14 protein-coding genes and 2 pseudogenes are annotated in these 15,112 nt (G+C 67.2%); 7 read left to right on the top strand and 9 right to left on the bottom strand.

Annotated elements, in window-relative coordinates; all coding sequences use genetic code 11:
- Positions 1-46 precede the first annotated feature (46 nt).
- Together LU699_RS14895 and murJ are read right to left on the bottom strand one after the other, a co-directional pair.
- A complete protein-coding gene (locus LU699_RS14895; protein WP_232136106.1) occupies positions 47-1,018 on the bottom strand; it encodes a bifunctional riboflavin kinase/FAD synthetase in 972 nt (323 codons plus the stop codon).
- Between the two features lie 112 nt (positions 1,019-1,130).
- On the bottom strand, positions 1,131-2,684 hold the full coding sequence (murJ, locus tag LU699_RS14890) for a murein biosynthesis integral membrane protein MurJ (RefSeq protein WP_268739075.1): 1,554 nt from the start codon (positions 2,682-2,684) through the stop codon (positions 1,131-1,133).
- Between the two features lie 179 nt (positions 2,685-2,863).
- Here murJ and rpsT point away from each other — a divergent pair, with 179 nt between their 5' ends.
- Complete coding sequence (gene rpsT / locus LU699_RS14885; RefSeq protein WP_232136107.1) at positions 2,864-3,136, top strand: 30S ribosomal protein S20; 273 nt, start codon at positions 2,864-2,866, stop codon at positions 3,134-3,136.
- A 282-nt stretch (positions 3,137-3,418) separates the two neighbouring features.
- On the opposite strand, the gene LU699_RS18350 is transcribed toward rpsT, so the two are convergent.
- The 4 genes from LU699_RS18350 to rplU all read right to left on the bottom strand — a co-directional run bounded on the left by LU699_RS18350 (position 3,419) and on the right by rplU (position 5,531).
- A complete protein-coding gene (locus LU699_RS18350; protein ID WP_268739047.1) occupies positions 3,419-3,550 on the bottom strand; it encodes a hypothetical protein in 132 nt (43 codons plus the stop codon).
- A 131-nt stretch (positions 3,551-3,681) separates the two neighbouring features.
- Positions 3,682-4,722 (bottom strand): Obg family GTPase CgtA, encoded by a 1,041-nt coding sequence (gene cgtA, locus LU699_RS14880; RefSeq protein ID WP_232136108.1) that lies wholly within the window; start codon positions 4,720-4,722, stop codon positions 3,682-3,684.
- 215 nt (positions 4,723-4,937) lie between these two features.
- Complete coding sequence (gene rpmA, locus LU699_RS14875; RefSeq protein WP_159679374.1) at positions 4,938-5,198, bottom strand: 50S ribosomal protein L27; 261 nt, start codon at positions 5,196-5,198, stop codon at positions 4,938-4,940.
- 12 nt (positions 5,199-5,210) lie between these two features.
- Positions 5,211-5,531 (bottom strand): 50S ribosomal protein L21, encoded by a 321-nt coding sequence (gene rplU / locus LU699_RS14870; RefSeq protein WP_232136109.1) that lies wholly within the window; start codon positions 5,529-5,531, stop codon positions 5,211-5,213.
- Between the two features lie 350 nt (positions 5,532-5,881).
- On the opposite strand from rplU, the pseudogene uvrA reads away from it, so the two are divergent.
- The 3 genes and pseudogenes from uvrA to LU699_RS14855 all read left to right on the top strand — a co-directional run.
- Positions 5,882-8,741: pseudogene (gene uvrA, locus LU699_RS14865) on the top strand (excinuclease ABC subunit UvrA); the annotation flags it as partial.
- Positions 8,742-8,955: 214 nt separating this feature from the next.
- Entirely contained in the window at positions 8,956-9,366 is a 411-nt protein-coding gene (locus LU699_RS14860; RefSeq protein ID WP_232136111.1) for an acyl-CoA thioesterase, read from the top strand.
- Positions 9,367-9,475: 109 nt separating this feature from the next.
- The gene (locus LU699_RS14855) at positions 9,476-10,234 is read left to right on the top strand and encodes an enoyl-CoA hydratase/isomerase family protein (protein ID WP_232136112.1); all 759 of its coding nucleotides are present in this window, start codon (positions 9,476-9,478) and stop codon (positions 10,232-10,234) included.
- 171 nt (positions 10,235-10,405) lie between these two features.
- Here LU699_RS14855 and LU699_RS14850 read toward each other — a convergent pair whose 3' ends face one another.
- The 3 genes and pseudogenes from LU699_RS14850 to LU699_RS14840 all read right to left on the bottom strand — a co-directional run bounded on the left by LU699_RS14850 (position 10,406) and on the right by LU699_RS14840 (position 12,916).
- Entirely contained in the window at positions 10,406-11,275 is an 870-nt protein-coding gene (locus tag LU699_RS14850; RefSeq protein ID WP_232136113.1) for a sulfurtransferase, read from the bottom strand.
- Positions 11,272-12,092 (bottom strand): annotated as a pseudogene (locus LU699_RS14845) (CoA pyrophosphatase). Before LU699_RS14845 ends, LU699_RS14850 begins: the two are co-directional and overlap by 4 nt.
- Positions 12,093-12,223: 131 nt before the next feature.
- On the bottom strand, positions 12,224-12,916 hold the full coding sequence (locus LU699_RS14840; protein ID WP_232136114.1) for an FKBP-type peptidyl-prolyl cis-trans isomerase N-terminal domain-containing protein: 693 nt from the start codon (positions 12,914-12,916) through the stop codon (positions 12,224-12,226).
- A gap of 181 nt (positions 12,917-13,097) precedes the next feature.
- Between LU699_RS14840 and LU699_RS14835 the strand changes: the two genes are divergently transcribed.
- Genes LU699_RS14835 through nth form a run of 3 tightly spaced genes read left to right on the top strand, consistent with a single transcriptional unit; the run spans position 13,098 to position 14,973 of the window.
- Complete coding sequence (locus LU699_RS14835; RefSeq protein WP_232136115.1) at positions 13,098-13,880, top strand: enoyl-CoA hydratase-related protein; 783 nt, start codon at positions 13,098-13,100, stop codon at positions 13,878-13,880.
- A gap of 14 nt (positions 13,881-13,894) precedes the next feature.
- Positions 13,895-14,287, top strand: coding sequence for a hypothetical protein (locus tag LU699_RS14830; RefSeq protein ID WP_232136117.1), 393 nt, complete (start codon positions 13,895-13,897; stop codon positions 14,285-14,287).
- An 8-nt stretch (positions 14,288-14,295) separates the two neighbouring features.
- On the top strand, positions 14,296-14,973 hold the full coding sequence (nth, locus tag LU699_RS14825) for an endonuclease III (RefSeq protein WP_232136187.1): 678 nt from the start codon (positions 14,296-14,298) through the stop codon (positions 14,971-14,973).
- Positions 14,974-15,112: the final 139 nt, after the last annotated feature.

Here is a 15,112-nt window from a genome sequence, read left to right as displayed (position 1 = left end):
AGATGGATCGTCGACTTGTAGGGATTGGAGTTGCTGGCGTCTGCGCTCACGCGAAGTCCTGTCGTTGCGTTTCGTGTCGTGGGGAATGCGGTGCAGCGAGGACGGCGCGCGCCTGTGCGGCGTCGAGATCCATCTGCGCGACCAGACTCGGCAGGTCGTCGAACTTTTCCTCGTCGCGCAGACGCGCGACGAATTCGACTTCGATGCGGCGGCCATAGAGATCGCCGTCGAAATCGAACAGATGCGCTTCGAGCAGCGGTTCGACACCGCCGACCGTCGGCCGCGTGCCGAAGCTCGACACCGACGGCCAGGGTGCGTCGCCGATGCCGTGCACGCGCGTGGCGTAGATGCCGCGCAGCGCCGGCACCTTGCCGCCGAAGCGCAGGTTCGCGGTCGGATAGCCCAGCGTGCGGCCGAGCTGCTTGCCGCGCACCACGCGCCCGGAGACCGCATACGGCCGTCCGAGCAGGCGCGCGGCGTGTTCGAAATCACCGGCCACCAGCGCGTTGCGGATGTGGGTGCTGGACACGCGCTCGCCATCGACGACCAGCGGCTCGATCTCGCCGGCGATGAAGCCCGCTTCTCGGCCCAGGGCCTGCAGCGTCGCCAGATCGCCGGCGCGCTTGTGGCCGAAGCGGAAACCCGGGCCGACCCAGACTTCGCGCGCACGCAGGCGCTGCACCAGCACCGCATCGACAAAGGCTTCGGGCGACATCGCGGCCATGCGCGCATCGAAACGCAGCAGGCCGACAACGTCCGCGCCGAGACCGCGCAGCCCTTCGAACTTCGCGCGTACCGGTCCCAGACGCGGAGGCGGCGATGCAGCGGCGAAGAACTCGCGCGGCAGCGGCTCGAAACTCAGTGCGGCAGCGTCGACGCCCAGCACCTGCGCACGCGCGACCGCGTGCCGCACCAGCGCCTGGTGCCCGAGATGCAGCCCGTCGAACGCGCCGATGCAGACCACGCTGCCGTCGGCACAGAGGGGCCCGCCGGCGATGTCGCGGAACAGCCTGCTCATGTGGGTCCGTTGCGGCGGGCGCACCAGTGCACGCCCGCGGGAAAAAGTGACCGGCAAGTATAGCCGCCACCCGGCCTGACCCGGGTTCAGCCGCCACGCGCGCAAGCGCCGGTCAGTGGCGCAGGTGCCGCGGCCGCAACCCCAGCGCGACCATCGCGATCGCATAGGTCGCCCCGCCCGCCCCGATCACCAGCACCAGCCAGCCGATGCGGTGGAGCGCGCCGTGGATATCGGTCCAGGCACCGATCCAGAACCGCAGGCCCAGCACTACTACCGCCATCGCCACGCACGCGCAGGTCAGGCGCAGCGCGTAGGTCGCCCAACCGGGCTCGGGGGTGAAGATCCCGCGCTGGCGGAGATACCGCCACAGCAGCGCTGCATTGACCACGCCCGCCAGCGCGGTGGCCAGCGCGATGCCGCCATGCGCACCGGGCACGTCGTAGAGCCACAAGGGTGTGGTCAGCGCGATCGTCAGCAGCACGTTCGCCGCAACCGTCCAGATCGCCGCGCGCATCGGGGTCTTGGTGTCCTGCCGCGCGTAGAACGCGGGCGCCAGCACCTTGCTGAGCATGAAGGCCGGCACGCCGAGGCTCATCGCGGTGAGGCTGATCGCCGCCATGCGCGTGTCGTCGGCGCCGAATGCACCGTAGTTGTAGACCGTCGCGGTGATCGGCTCGGCCAGCAGCAGCAGGCCCAGGCCCGCCGGCACACCGGCCAGCAGCGCCATGCGCAGACCCCAGTCCAGCGACTGGTTGTAGCCCTTCGCATCCTCGGCCGCGTGCCGGCGCGACAGATGCGGCAGGATCACCGTACCCAGCGCCACGCCGAACAGGCCCAGCGGAAACTCGATCAGACGGTCCGAGTAATACAGCCAGTCCACGCTGCCTGCCGCCAGCAGCGACGCGAACGCGGTGCCCACGAGCAGATTGACCTGGGCGACCGACGAGGAGAACAGCGTGGGCAGCATCAGCCTGCCCACCTTGCGTACCTCCGGATGCTTGAATCCGGGCCGGAAACGCGGGCGCAGCCCGAGGCGACCGAGCGCCGGCCACAGCAGCGCGAGCTGCAGGAAACCCGCGATCAGTACGCCCCACGCCAGGCCCTCCGGCGGCAGCGCGAACCGCGGCGCCAGCCACAGCATCGCGGCGATCATCGTCAGGTTGTGCAGCACCGGGGTGAATGCCGGAAGCGCAAATTTTCCGTGGCTGTTGAGGATCGAAGCCGACAGCGACATCAACGAGATGAAGAGCAGATACGGGAACGTGATGCGCAACATCAGCGCGGTCTGGCCCAGCAGCTCCGGCTGGTCCGCCCAGCCCGGCGCGAACAGCCGTGCGATGAACGGCGCCAGCAACATGCCCGTCGCGCAGACCACGAGCACGACCGCGCACAGCGCGCCGGCCATGTGGTCGATGAAGGACTTCAGCGCTGCGCGGTCCCCACGCTCCTTGATCTCGTTGAGCACCGGCACGAAGGCCATCGCCATCGAGCCTTCGGCGAACACGCGGCGCAGGAAATTCGGGATGCGATAGGCGACAATGAACGCACTCATCGCCGGATTGGTCGCACCGGTGCCGAACAGCGTGGCCTGCAGCATGTCGCGGGCGAAGCCGGCGATCCGCGAGATCAGGGTCATCGCGCTGAACACCGCGCTCGAACGCAGCAGTCCGCCGCGCTTCTTCGGGGCCGGGCTGGCGGCCGCCGGATCGGGGGCCGTCACCAGATCGCGCCGTTCAGGCCGGGCCGGTTGACGCAAGTATCTGAAAGACCCATAATTTCCTGCTCAAATTTCCAGTTCGTCCGGCCAAGCCGGATTTTCACACGTCCAGCTTCCAGGAATCCATCGTGGCAAACATCAAGTCCGCCAAGAAGCGCGCCAAGCAGACCGTTGTGCGCAATGCGCGCAACTCCGCCCAGCGCTCGCAGCTCCGCACCGCCGTCAAGAAAGTGCTCAAGGCGCTCGAGTCCAACGACGCCACCGGCGCACAGGAGGCGTTCAACGTCGCCCAGCCGATCCTCGATCGTTTCAGCTCGCGCGGCCTGATCCACAAGAACAAGGCAGCTCGTCACAAGAGCCGTCTGACCGCACGCATCAAGGCGATCAAGGCTGCTGCCTGATCCCTGCCCGACCGCTTCGGCGGTCGATGCGAGAAGAACCCGGCCTTCGGCCGGGTTTTTTGTTGGGTCGGATCGTGTGATCCGGCATTGCGTGGAACGCGAAAGCGGTCTCGCGTGATCACGGGCAGGTGTGCGTTGCCGAGACTCGGCGAGGATCATCGCCGCGCTCACGTGCGCCAGTGCGACCGAGTTCGTCGCGCGCGATCTGCCTCACTGCAGCGTCTACCCGAGTTCTGCGCAGATCCGCGCGAACTCATATCGCGCGCACCCTCACCTGACGCGTCAGCGCAGGCGCGAGTCGTTCAGCGGAAACGTCGGCAGCGACGACGACGTGCAGAATTTCATCCAGACGCCGAAGCGCAACCGCGCCGGCATGGCCGAAGCGCGCCCTTCTCGGGTGACCGGATCGACCACCGCATCCAGCGCGATCGAACGCGCACCGCACTGACACCGTCTGCGTGCGCACTGCGCCGCGCACAGATGCGCGACGCGATCAGGATCGGTGTCGTGAGACCGGGCAGCGCATTCTCGCTGCCCCACTCGCCTCAGACGGCGTCCGCCGCCTCGCGTTCTTCGCGATCCATGTCGTCGAGCGTGGCCTGCACTTTCAGCATGACCTCGCGGGTGCCGTCATGGGCGAGTCCCGAGATCAGGAACCACGGTGCGGTCCAGCCGAGGGCTTCGATGATGCGCGCGGCTTCGGCTTCGGCCTCTTCCGGCAGCAGGGTGTCGGCCTTGTTGATCAGCAGCCAGCGCGGCTTGTCGAGCAGCGCGGCGTCGAACTTCTCGAGCTCGCGCTCGATCGCGCGCACCTGGTCCACGGCATCGGTGCCGTCGAGCGGCGCGATCTCCACCAGATGCAGCAGCACGCGCGTGCGCTGGATGTGGCGCAGAAACAGCGCGCCGAGGCCAGCGCCATCGGCCGCACCTTCGATCAGGCCGGGAATGTCGGCGATCACGAAGCTGCGTGCAGGTTCGACGCTGACGACGCCGAGATTCGGATACAGCGTGGTGAAGGGATAGTCCGCAACCTTCGGCGTCGCCGCCGACACCGCGCGGATCAGCGTGCTCTTGCCGGCGTTCGGGAAGCCCAGCAGGCCGATGTCGGCGAGCAGCTTGAGCTCCAGGCGCAGCGTGCGCTCTTCGCCAGGCTCACCCGTCGTCGACTGCCGCGGCGAGCGGTTGGTCGAGCTCTTGAAGTGCATGTTGCCGAGACCGCCCTGCCCGCCGCGTGCGACCAGCAGGCTCTGGCCGTGCTCGGTCAGATCGCCGATGACTTCGTCGGTCATGACGTTGTGCACGACCGTGCCGACCGGCACGACGATGACCTTGTCGTCGCCGCCCTTGCCGTACATCTGCCGACCCATGCCGTTCTCGCCACGACCGGCGCGGAACATCGTCTGGTGACGGAAGTCGACCAGCGTGTTGAGGTTCTCGTCGGTGACGATCAGCACGCTGCCGCCATTGCCGCCGTCGCCGCCGTCCGGGCCACCAAGCGGAATGAACTTCTCGCGCCGGAATCCGACGCAGCCATTGCCGCCATTGCCGGCGGTGACAGTGATTTCGACTTCGTCGACGAGCTTCATGACAGGCAACCGGAAAAGCGGAACGGAAAAAGGAATGCGGGCTCGGGACACGCGGCAGATACCACGCGCATCGCCGGCCAGCTTACCCGAGGCGCCGGATCGCGATGCATCGCATCACGGGTGCACGGGCGGAAAACAGACGGTCGCCGCGTGGCGGCCATCAACGAAAAACCCCGCCGAAGCGGGGCTTTCCGGTGTCACGCGTCGCGGGAGGCTCAGGCCTCGGCGAGCACGCTGACGGTGCGGCGGTTCTTCGGACCCTTGGTCGCGAAGTTGACCTTGCCGTCGACCAGCGCGAACAGCGTGTGGTCACGACCGAGGCCGACGCCTGCGCCCGGATGGAACTGGGTGCCGCGCTGACGCACGATGATGTTGCCGGCTTCGATGGCCTGGCCACCGTAGATCTTGACGCCGAGATACTTCGGGTTGGAGTCGCGGCCGTTGCGCGAAGAACCTACGCCCTTTTTATGTGCCATGCCTGCTGCTCCTTACTTGCTACCACCGGCGATGCCGGTGATCTCGATTTCGGTGTAGTACTGACGATGTCCCTGCTGCTTCATGGAGTGCTTGCGGCGACGGAACTTGATGATGCGGATCTTGTCGGCGCGGCCGTGCGACTTGATCGTCGCGGCAACCGTCGCGCCCTTCAGCGCGTCGCCCAGCTTCACGCCATCACCGTCACCCAGCAGCAGGATGTTGTCGAACTTGATCTCGCTACCAACGTCGCCTTCGAGCTTCTCGACGCGAAGGGTTTCACCTGCCATCACGCGGTACTGCTTACCGCCCGTGACGAGGACTGCATAACTCATGACCAGACTTCCTCTGTAGTTATTGTGGTCTCACTGCCGCCATCGAGGGCGGACAGGGGCGGGATTTTAATGGGATCAGTGACTTGCGGTCAAGTCGACCCCCGGCTCTGCCGCGCAGCCGGGCCGCTGACGCCCGGACGGGCCACTTCCCGCCGCCGGCCCGCCTTCCCCGATGAACGGACGCCATTCGCAGATCCTGCGACGGCCCGTCTGCAGACTGGTCCATCCGGAGTTTGCCCCCATCTGTCGGGCTCGCTAGTCTGATCGATTGCCCCGCGCCGCGCGCCACAGGTGCCGCAGTGCGGGTCCGGACCGCCCTCCCCCCGTTCCACAACCGGATTCCCAAGCCGATGGCGATGGATACCATCCGCATTCGCGGTGCACGTACCCACAATCTCAAGAACATCGACCTCGACCTGCCGCGCGACAAGCTGATCGTCATCACCGGTCTGTCGGGCTCGGGCAAGTCGTCGCTCGCGTTCGACACGATCTATGCCGAAGGCCAGCGCCGCTACGTCGAGTCGCTGTCGTCGTATGCACGCCAGTTCCTCAGCGTGATGGAAAAGCCCGACATCGACCACATCGAAGGTCTGTCGCCGGCGATCTCCATCGAGCAGAAGTCGACCTCGCACAATCCGCGGTCGACGGTCGGCACGATCACCGAGATCTACGACTACCTGCGCCTGCTCTATGCGCGCGTCGGCAGTCCGCGTTGCCCGGACCACGGCTACCCGCTGGAAGCGCAGACGGTCAGCCAGATGGTCGACCACGTGCTGACCCTCGATCCCGAGCAGCGCTGGATGCTGCTTGCGCCGGTCGTGCGCGAGCGCAAGGGCGAACACGCCCAGGTGTTCGAGCAGCTGCGCGCGCAAGGCTATGTGCGCGTACGTGTCGACGGCGAGCTCTACGAGATCGACGGTCTGCCCACGCTCGCCTTGCGCCAGAAGCACACGATCGAAGCCGTGATCGACCGCTTCAAGGTGCGTGACGACATGAAGCAGCGCCTGGCCGAATCCTTCGAGACCGCGCTCAAGCTCGGCGAAGGCATGGTCTCGGTGCAGGCGATCGACGACGCATCGATCGCGCCGCACCTGTTCTCGTCCAAGTACAGCTGTCCGGTCTGCGATTACGCGCTGCCGGAGCTCGAGCCGCGCCTGTTCTCGTTCAACTCGCCGATCGGCGCCTGCCAGACCTGCGACGGCCTGGGCGTCAGCGAGTTCTTCGATCCCGACCGCGTGGTCGTGCATCCGGAATTGTCGCTGGCCGCGGGCGCCGTGCGCGGCTGGGATCGCCGCAACGCGTACTACTTCCAGCTGCTGCAGTCGCTGGCCAAGCACTACGGCTTCGACGTCGACACGCCGTGGCAGGAACTGCCGCAGGCCTCGCGTGATGCCGTGCTGTTCGGCAGCAGCACCGAGACGATCAACTTCACCTACATCACCGATTCGGGCGCGCGCACCCAGCGCAAGCACCGCTTCGAAGGGATCGTGCCGAACCTCGAGCGTCGCTATCGCGAGACGGAGTCGTCCGCGGTGCGCGAGGAGCTGGGCAAGTACATCAGCGAGCGGCCGTGTCCCGATTGCGGCGGCGCGCGCCTCAACCGTTCGGCGCGCAACGTGTTCGTCGCCGACCGGCCGATGCAGTCGCTGGTCGTGCTGCCGATCGACGAAGCGCTGACGTTCTTCAACACGATGGAGCTGCCGGGCTGGCGCGGCGAGATCGCGGCCAAGATCGTCAAGGAAATCGGCGAACGCCTGAGCTTCCTCGTCGACGTGGGTCTCGACTACCTCACCCTGGAGCGCAAGGCCGACACGCTGTCGGGCGGCGAAGCGCAGCGCATCCGCCTGGCGTCGCAGATCGGCGCGGGTCTTGTCGGCGTGATGTACGTGCTCGACGAGCCGTCGATCGGCCTGCACCAACGCGACAACGAGCGCTTGCTCGGCACGCTGACGCGGCTGCGCGATCTTGGCAATACGGTCATCGTCGTCGAGCACGACGAGGATGCGATCCGTCTCGCCGATCACATCGTCGACATCGGTCCCGGCGCCGGCGTGCATGGCGGCGAAGTCGTCGCGCAGGGCACATACGAAGACGTACTCAAAGCACCGCGTTCGTTGACCGGCCAGTACCTCAGCGGCCGCAAGCGCATCGAGATTCCAGCCAAGCGTCACAAGCCGAATCCGAAGATGCAGCTCAGGCTGCTCGGCGCGTCCGGCCACAACCTCAAGAACGTCGATCTGACGATCCATTCGGGCCTGTTCACCGCCATCACTGGCGTGTCCGGCTCGGGCAAGTCGACGCTGATCAACGACACCCTGCATTCGCTGGCGGCGAACGAGATCAACGGCGCGTCGCACAAGGCGGCGCCGTATCGCGAGATCGAAGGACTGGACCTGTTCGACAAGGTCGTCGACATCGACCAGTCGCCGATCGGTCGTACGCCGCGCTCGAATCCGGCCACTTACACCGGTCTGTTCACGCCGCTGCGCGAGCTGTTCGCGCAGGTGCCGGAAGCGCGGTCGCGCGGTTACGCGGCCGGACGTTTCAGCTTCAACGTGCGCGGCGGGCGCTGCGAAGCCTGCCAGGGCGACGGGCTGCTGAAGGTGGAGATGCACTTCCTGCCCGACGTCTACGTGCCCTGCGACGTCTGCCACGGCAAGCGCTACAACCGCGAAACGCTGGAGATCCTCTACAAGGGCCATAGCATCCACGACGTGCTGGACATGACGGTCGAGGACGCGCTGGGCCTGTTCGAAAATCTGCCGCCGATCGCGCGCAAACTCGAGACGCTGGTCGACGTGGGTCTGTCCTACGTCAAGCTCGGCCAGAGCGCGACCACGCTGTCGGGCGGCGAGGCGCAGCGCGTCAAGCTGTCGAAGGAACTCTCGCGTCGCGATACCGGACGCACGCTCTACATCCTCGACGAACCGACGACCGGCCTGCACTTCCACGACATCGAGCATCTGCTCGCCGTGCTGCACAAGCTGCGCGACGACGGCAATACGGTGGTGGTGATCGAGCACAACCTTGACGTGATCAAGACCGCGGACTGGGTCATCGATCTCGGCCCGGAGGGTGGTCATCGCGGCGGCCAGATCATCGCCGAGGGCACGCCCGAGCAGGTCGCCGCGATGCCGCAGTCGCACACCGGCCACTTCCTCGCGCGTCTGCTCGAGACCAAGCTGCCTGAGCCTGCGGCGCCGAAGCCGGAACGCAAGATGGCGCGCAAGTCGACGACGCACCTGCCCAAGCCGTTGCCGCGCAAGGGCGCGTCCACGAAGGCCGCCGAAGCCGATGCGAAAGTGCGCGCGGAACTGATGAAGGCCGGCTCGAAGCAGGCGGATCCTGAAGCGGTCGAAGCGACGCCGTCGAGTGCGAAGAAAGCCGCCGCGAAGCAGGCGCCGAAGAAGAGGGGAGCCAAGGCATGAGTGAATCGAAGGTGCTGATCCCGATGCCGATCGAGCTGCGCTGGCGCGATCTCGATGCGTTCAACCACGTCAACAATTCCAACTTCATGACCTACCTCGAAGAAGCGCGCATCCGCTGGTTCGACACGGTGGGCGAGCCCTGGGTCACCGACGAGACTGCGCCGCTGCTCGCGGCGGTGCAGATGAACTACAAGGTGCCGATCCCGTATCCGTCGAAAATCGTCGTCGAGCTGCTGGCCGATCGGCTCGGCAACTCCAGCGTGACCATCGGCCATCGCATCGTGTCCGACGACGGCGCCACACTGCATGCCGACGGCCACGTGGTGATGGTGTGGATCGACCGCGCGACCGGGCGTCCGGTCGCATTGCCGGAATCGGTGCGCGCGAAGGCGCTCGCGGCCGGCTGATTCAACGCGGCGCCTGTGACCTGCAGGCGCTGCGTTTCCAGCACCGGGCCACGGCCCGGACATCGCGCTGCCGCTACCATGCGGATTCTCCTCGCATGGACCCGACGCGATGACTGCATTGATCGAGACCCAAGACCACGGCCCGATCCGCGAGCTCAAGCTCGCACGCCCGCCGGCGAACGCGCTCGATCCGGCGCTGTGCCTCGCGCTGCGCGATGCGATCGAAACCGCGGCCGCGGATGGCGTCGGCGGCGTCGTGCTCGCCGGTGGCCCGAAGGTGTTTTCCGGCGGCCTCGACGTGCCGCATCTGTTGTCGCTGCCGGACACCGCGTCGCTGCGCGATGCCTGGGATGCGTTCTTCGCTGGCGCGCGTGCTCTCGCCGGTGCGCCGATGCCGGTCGTCGCCGCGATCGCAGGACATGCGCCCGCCGGTGGCTGCGTGCTGGCGCTGTGTTGCGACTACCGCGTCATGGCCTCGGGCGCGTACCGCATTGGCCTCAACGAAACGCAGGTCGGCCTGGTCGCACCGGACGGCATCCAGCGCCTGATGCGCCGGACGATCGGCGCGCGCCAGGCCGAGCGGTTATTGGTCGGTGGTCTGCTGGTGGATGCCGACGAAGCGCTGCGCGTTGGCCTGGTCGACGAGCTCGCCGGTATCGATGAAGTGCCGCTGCGGGCACGCATCTGGCTCGAATCCCTGCTCGCCCTGCCCCGCGCCCCGATGCTCGAAACCCGCGCAATCGCGCGTGCGGATCTGGTGGAAGCGCTGTCTGAGCAGAACATCGAACTGGATCGCTTCGTCGATGCGTGGAACGCGCCGGATACGCAGGCGGGGTTGCGGGCGCTGGTGGCGCGGTTGGGGCGTTGAGCGTCAGCCACCAAGCTGTTTCGACGCGCGGATTCCGACCGTCACCAGAGCAGAGTCGCTGGACCCCGGCCTTCGCCGGGGCGACGTAAAAAAATCCCGTCATCCCGGCAAAGGCCGGGATCCAGCGCCTTTCAGCAACGTCCAGGGCACAACTTGGACGCGATCCGCCCGCTAGGCTTCAGCGACCGCAACCTCACGCGCGGGATCAGCGACACACCCGCTCCACGAAGGCGCGTACAAACTGGCGCCATCGCGTCCCGCATGCGCCATCGCCAGCAGGTGATGGCACGCGGTGACGCCCGAGCCGCACATCACCGCCACATCGGTCGGGGCATGTCCGTCGAGCACGGCATCGAATTCCGCCGCGAGCACATCCGCCGGCTTGAACCGCCCCGCTTCGAGGTTGTCGGCATACGGCCGGTTGCGCGCGCCCGGCACATGGCCGGCGCGTGGATCCAGCGGTTCCATTTCGCCGCGGAAACGCGCGCCTGCGCGCGCATCGAGCAGCAGACCGCCCGCATCGAGATGACGCTGCACGGCATCGGCATCACGCAGCAGCCGCGTTTCGTCGAAGTTGCCGGCGATCGTTGGCGCAGCTTCGACGTGTGGCACCGTCGTTTCGACCGGCAGTTCGAGCGCACGCCACGCCGCCCAACCGCCATCCAGTACTGCGACGTTCCGGTGACCGAAGCTGCGCAGCAGCCACCACAGGCGCGCGGCGAATGCGCCGTCGCTGTCGTCGTAGGCGACGACCTGCATGCCCGGCGCGATGCCCAGACGCGACAGCGTCGCCGCGAACGCGTCAGCTGTCGGCCAGGGATGACGACCGAGGCCCGGTCCTTTCGGACCCGACAGATCGCGTTCGAGATGCGCGTAGATCGCGCCCGGGATGTGCGCGTCGCGCCATGCCGATTCGCCGGCGCCATCCGACGCACCGGCGACTGCCAGCGTGAAGCGGCAATCGAGGATGCGCAGGCCCGGATCGCCGAGCAATGCCGCCAGCGTCGACGCATCGACCAGCGTGGTCCATCGCGCGCTCATGCGCGCTCCAGGCGATCGCGCAGGTTGAGCAGGATCGACGCCGTCGCGCCCCAGATGCGATGCGTGGGCGCAGCGGCGAGGGTCTCGTACTCGAGCACGTGGCGCATGCGGCCTCGAAATTCGATGTCGACGTGGCGCAGGCTGTCCGGCGCCATCAGGAATGCGAGCGGCGCTTCGAAGACCTCGGCCACCTCGCCGGGTTCGGGCACCGCTTCGAAATCGGGATCGAGCAGCGCGACGACCGGCGTGACGCGATAGCCGGTGATCGTCGCCAGCGGATCGAGATAGCCGAGCGGCTGCACCTGCGATGCGTTGAGGCCGATTTCCTCGCAGGCTTCGCGCAGTGCGGCCTGCAGCGGCCCGCCATCGCCTGGCTCTTCGCGACCGCCCGGAAAGCTGACCTGCCCCGCGTGGTGGCGCAGCGTGTCGGTGCGGCGCGTCAGCACCGCCTGCAGGCCATCGGCGCGGCGCACGAGGCCGACCAGCACCGCCGCTTCGCGCAGCACCGCGGTGCCATCCAACAGGCCGTCGAGTTCATCGACATTCCAGCCACGCGCCGACGGCGGCGCATCCAGCGGATGCAGCGCGTGCGCAAGGCTGTCGGTATCGAATGCGGTGTCGAACATGGCGCTCATCCGCGCGCAGCCTCACGCGCAGGCAGTTCGACATCCATCAGCCACTGGCGCTGGGCGTCGCTCATCTGCAGCCAGCCGCCGATCTCCGCCAGGCTGCGCAGGCAGCCGTGGCAGGTGCCGTGTTCGTCGAGGGTGCAGACGCCGGTGCAGGGCGTGAGCACGGCGCGGGGGCGTTCGTCCATGTGCCGATTCTACCGGCGCACCGTCGCAGGCGCCGCGCACGCGAGAACGTATTCGCATTGCACGCATCCCACATACGACGACGCCGACGTGCTTGCACGTCGGCGTCGGGTATCGCGTATCGCAGTGCGGATCAGCGGGTGCTGAGCAGCTTCACCATCACGCCGACCGGCTGGCGTGCGATTTCCTGCGTGCCTTCACCGGTAACGAACTTGCCCGGCGGGAACACCACTTCGTACACCGCGTTGAGCGGCATCAGCGGCAGCACTTCGCGCAGACCGGCGATCGGGGCTTCCGACACGCGGAACGGCGGGGTCTTGTCTTCCTGGCTCAGACCGATGCCGGCCGGCACGATCAGGGCCTGGTAGGCGACTTCGACGGTGCTGCTGGTCGTCGGCTTGGCACCGGCGCCGGCTTCGACGACGCGGTACATCACGCCGCTCGGCAGCGAGACCACGCCTTCGCGAGCCTTGTACTCGTTGATGAACGTGGTGGCCTGACCTTCGTTCTGGGTCAGCGCCGCGCGACGCTCGGTGACGATCTTCGCCTGCATGCGCTGCTGGAACGCGTTGTAGGCCGTGCCCATCTGCTCAGGCGTATAGGTCGGGTCCTTGCGACCGTGACCGTCCTGCAGGCCCTTGATGATCGTGTTGACGTCGACCGACTCACCGGTCTCCGCCAGACGATTGCCAAGATCGAAACCCAACGCATAGCTGAGCGTGGTGCGATCGTTCGCGTTAGCCGCGGGGGCTGCCGCCTGCTGCGCGAACGCCGCGCCGCTGAACGTGATGGCCGCGACGGCGGCCGCAATAAAACGCAACTTCATTCCGTGGATCTCCGCTAGGTCAGATTTCAATATCGCCTGTCGCGCGAAGGGGCGGTCGAACCGCCCCCTATGGACGCGCTAGGATAACGGTCGAAGGGCTTAACCGCCACTGACGACCCCCAACTAGACCGCGGCCGCCCCGACAAGTTCCACGGGCGGCGCTTTTGCGCCTGGAGTCTCCATGTCCGAATCCCCGCTGCTGATCGAAGACCAGGGCGCCGTGCGCGTCATCACCGTCAACCGGCCCGACAAGCTGAATGCCTTGAACTCGGCGACGCTCGACGCGCTGCACCGCGCGTTCGACGATGCCGCGGCAGATGACGCGGTGCGCGTCGTGGTGCTGACCGGCGCCGGCCCCAAGGCGTTCGTCGCCGGTGCGGACATCGCCGAAATTGCCGACCTGCGCCCCGTCGAAGGCCGCGATTTCGCATTGCGCGGCCAGGCGATGATGCGCCGGGTCGAAACCCTGCCCAAGCCGGTGATCGCGATGGTCAACGGCTTCGCGCTGGGCGGCGGACTGGAGCTGGCGATGTGCTGCCATCTGCGGATCGCCAGCGATACCGCCAAGGTCGGCCAGCCGGAAGTGAATCTCGGCCTGATTCCGGGCTTCGGCGGCACCCAGCGCCTGCTGCGTCTGGCCGGCCGCGCGGCCACGCTGGAGCTGTGCCTGACCGGCGCGCCGGTCAACGCCGAGCGTGCGCTTGCGCTCGGCATCGTCAACCGCGTTGCGCCGGCCGCTGAGCTGCAGGCGCAGACGATGGCGCTTGCAGAACAGCTGGCGAACGCCGCCCCGCTCGCATTGCGCGGCGTGCTCGACTGCATCAATACCGGTGGCGAAAGTGCGATCGGCGAAGGGCTGGCGTTCGAAGCGGCGCAGTTCGGCCTGATGTTCGCCACCGAGGACATGCGCGAAGGCACGCGCGCCTTCCTCGAACGCCGCAAGCCCGAGTTCCAGAACCGCTGAGTCGCCCGCACGCCATGCCGCACCGCCAGCCCGACGCCAGCACCCCATCCCCCGACACACTCGAACGTCTCGCCGCGTTGCTGCGCGACGACGATATCGATGCCGCGATCGATGTCGGCCTGATGGGGGCGTGGCCGGACACATGCGCCGACGCGCTCGATGCCAATGCGCGCACATTGCTGCTCGCGACGCGTGCACGGCTGCGTACCGCGTGGGACGCACGTGCGCGCTTCGACGCACGCAACGCGCGACTCGCCCGCCGCGCCGAGGAACGCGACGCCGCGCGACGTGTCGCCGCCCCGCCGCAGGCAGTTGCCGACACCGTACCGGCGCGTCCGGCGCTGCCATCGAATGCTGCGGCGATTCTTGCCCGTGCCAAGGCACGCGCGGCAGGCGGCACGCCGTGAGCACCTCGATGCACACCGCTGCGCCGAAACGGCGCGGCCCGACGATGACGCGCGCGGAGATCCATGAATTTCTGTCGCGGCTGCGCGAGATCGATCCCGAGCCCACGACCGAACTCGAATACACCACGCCGTTCGAACTGCTGATCGCAGTGATCCTGTCGGCGCAGGCGACCGACGTCGGCGTCAACAAGGCCACCCGCCGGCTGTATCCGGTCACGAACACGCCGCAGGCGATCCTCGATCTCGGCGAGGACGCACTCAAGCGCCACATTTCGACGATCGGCCTGTTCAACGCGAAGGCCAAAAATGTCATCGCGGCCTGCCGCATCCTCGTCGAGCAGCACGGCGGCGTGGTGCCGAACGATCGCGCCGCACTCGAAGCGCTGCCGGGCGTCGGCCGCAAGACCGCGAACGTGGTGCTCAACACCGTGTTCGGCGAACCGGCGATCGCGGTGGACACGCATATCTTCCGCGTGTCGAACCGCACCGGTCTCGCGCCAGGCAAGGACGTGCGCGCGGTCGAGGACCGGCTGATGCGGGTGATTCCGGAGGAATTCCTGCTCGGCGCGCACCATTGGCTGATCCTGCACGGGCGCTACACGTGCAAGGCGCGCAAGCCGGATTGCCCGAAGTGCGTGGTGCGGGATCTGTGCCGGTTCAAGGAGAAGACGGTGGGAACTGTCTGATCCCAGTCTCAGCGATTGCTAGGCTCGTCATCCCAGCGGCTTTCAACAGACGCATGTCTGGTCACGCTGGGATCCATCTTCGCTGTAAAGCTTCAGATCAAAATGGGCCCCAGCGTTTGCTGGGGCGACGGTAGAAGGT

Source organism: Luteimonas fraxinea (assembly GCF_021233355.1).
Lineage (GTDB): Bacteria > Pseudomonadota > Gammaproteobacteria > Xanthomonadales > Xanthomonadaceae > Luteimonas > Luteimonas fraxinea.
Note: the sequence above shows the minus strand (reverse complement) of the source record. Positions and strands in the feature narration are given on the sequence as shown.

Bases quoted from the DNA above. Each gene is read 5' to 3' on its own strand.
- rpmA (WP_159679374.1), bottom strand. From the start codon at position 5,198: ATGGCACATAAAAAGGGCGTAGGTTCTTCGCGCAACGGCCGCGACTCC.
- LU699_RS14830 (WP_232136117.1), top strand. From the start codon at position 13,895: ATGCCGCACCGCCAGCCCGACGCCAGCACCCCATCCCCCGACACACTC.
- LU699_RS14860 (WP_232136111.1), top strand. From the start codon at position 8,956: ATGAGTGAATCGAAGGTGCTGATCCCGATGCCGATCGAGCTGCGCTGG.
- LU699_RS14840 (WP_232136114.1), bottom strand. From the start codon at position 12,916: ATGAAGTTGCGTTTTATTGCGGCCGCCGTCGCGGCCATCACGTTCAGC.
- LU699_RS14850 (WP_232136113.1), bottom strand. From the start codon at position 11,275: ATGAGCGCGCGATGGACCACGCTGGTCGATGCGTCGACGCTGGCGGCA.
- nth (WP_232136187.1), top strand. From the start codon at position 14,296: ATGCACACCGCTGCGCCGAAACGGCGCGGCCCGACGATGACGCGCGCG.
- cgtA (WP_232136108.1), bottom strand. From the start codon at position 4,722: ATGAAGCTCGTCGACGAAGTCGAAATCACTGTCACCGCCGGCAATGGC.
- rplU (WP_232136109.1), bottom strand. From the start codon at position 5,531: ATGAGTTATGCAGTCCTCGTCACGGGCGGTAAGCAGTACCGCGTGATG.
- LU699_RS14895 (WP_232136106.1), bottom strand. From the start codon at position 1,018: ATGAGCAGGCTGTTCCGCGACATCGCCGGCGGGCCCCTCTGTGCCGAC.
- LU699_RS14835 (WP_232136115.1), top strand. From the start codon at position 13,098: ATGTCCGAATCCCCGCTGCTGATCGAAGACCAGGGCGCCGTGCGCGTC.
- LU699_RS14855 (WP_232136112.1), top strand. From the start codon at position 9,476: ATGACTGCATTGATCGAGACCCAAGACCACGGCCCGATCCGCGAGCTC.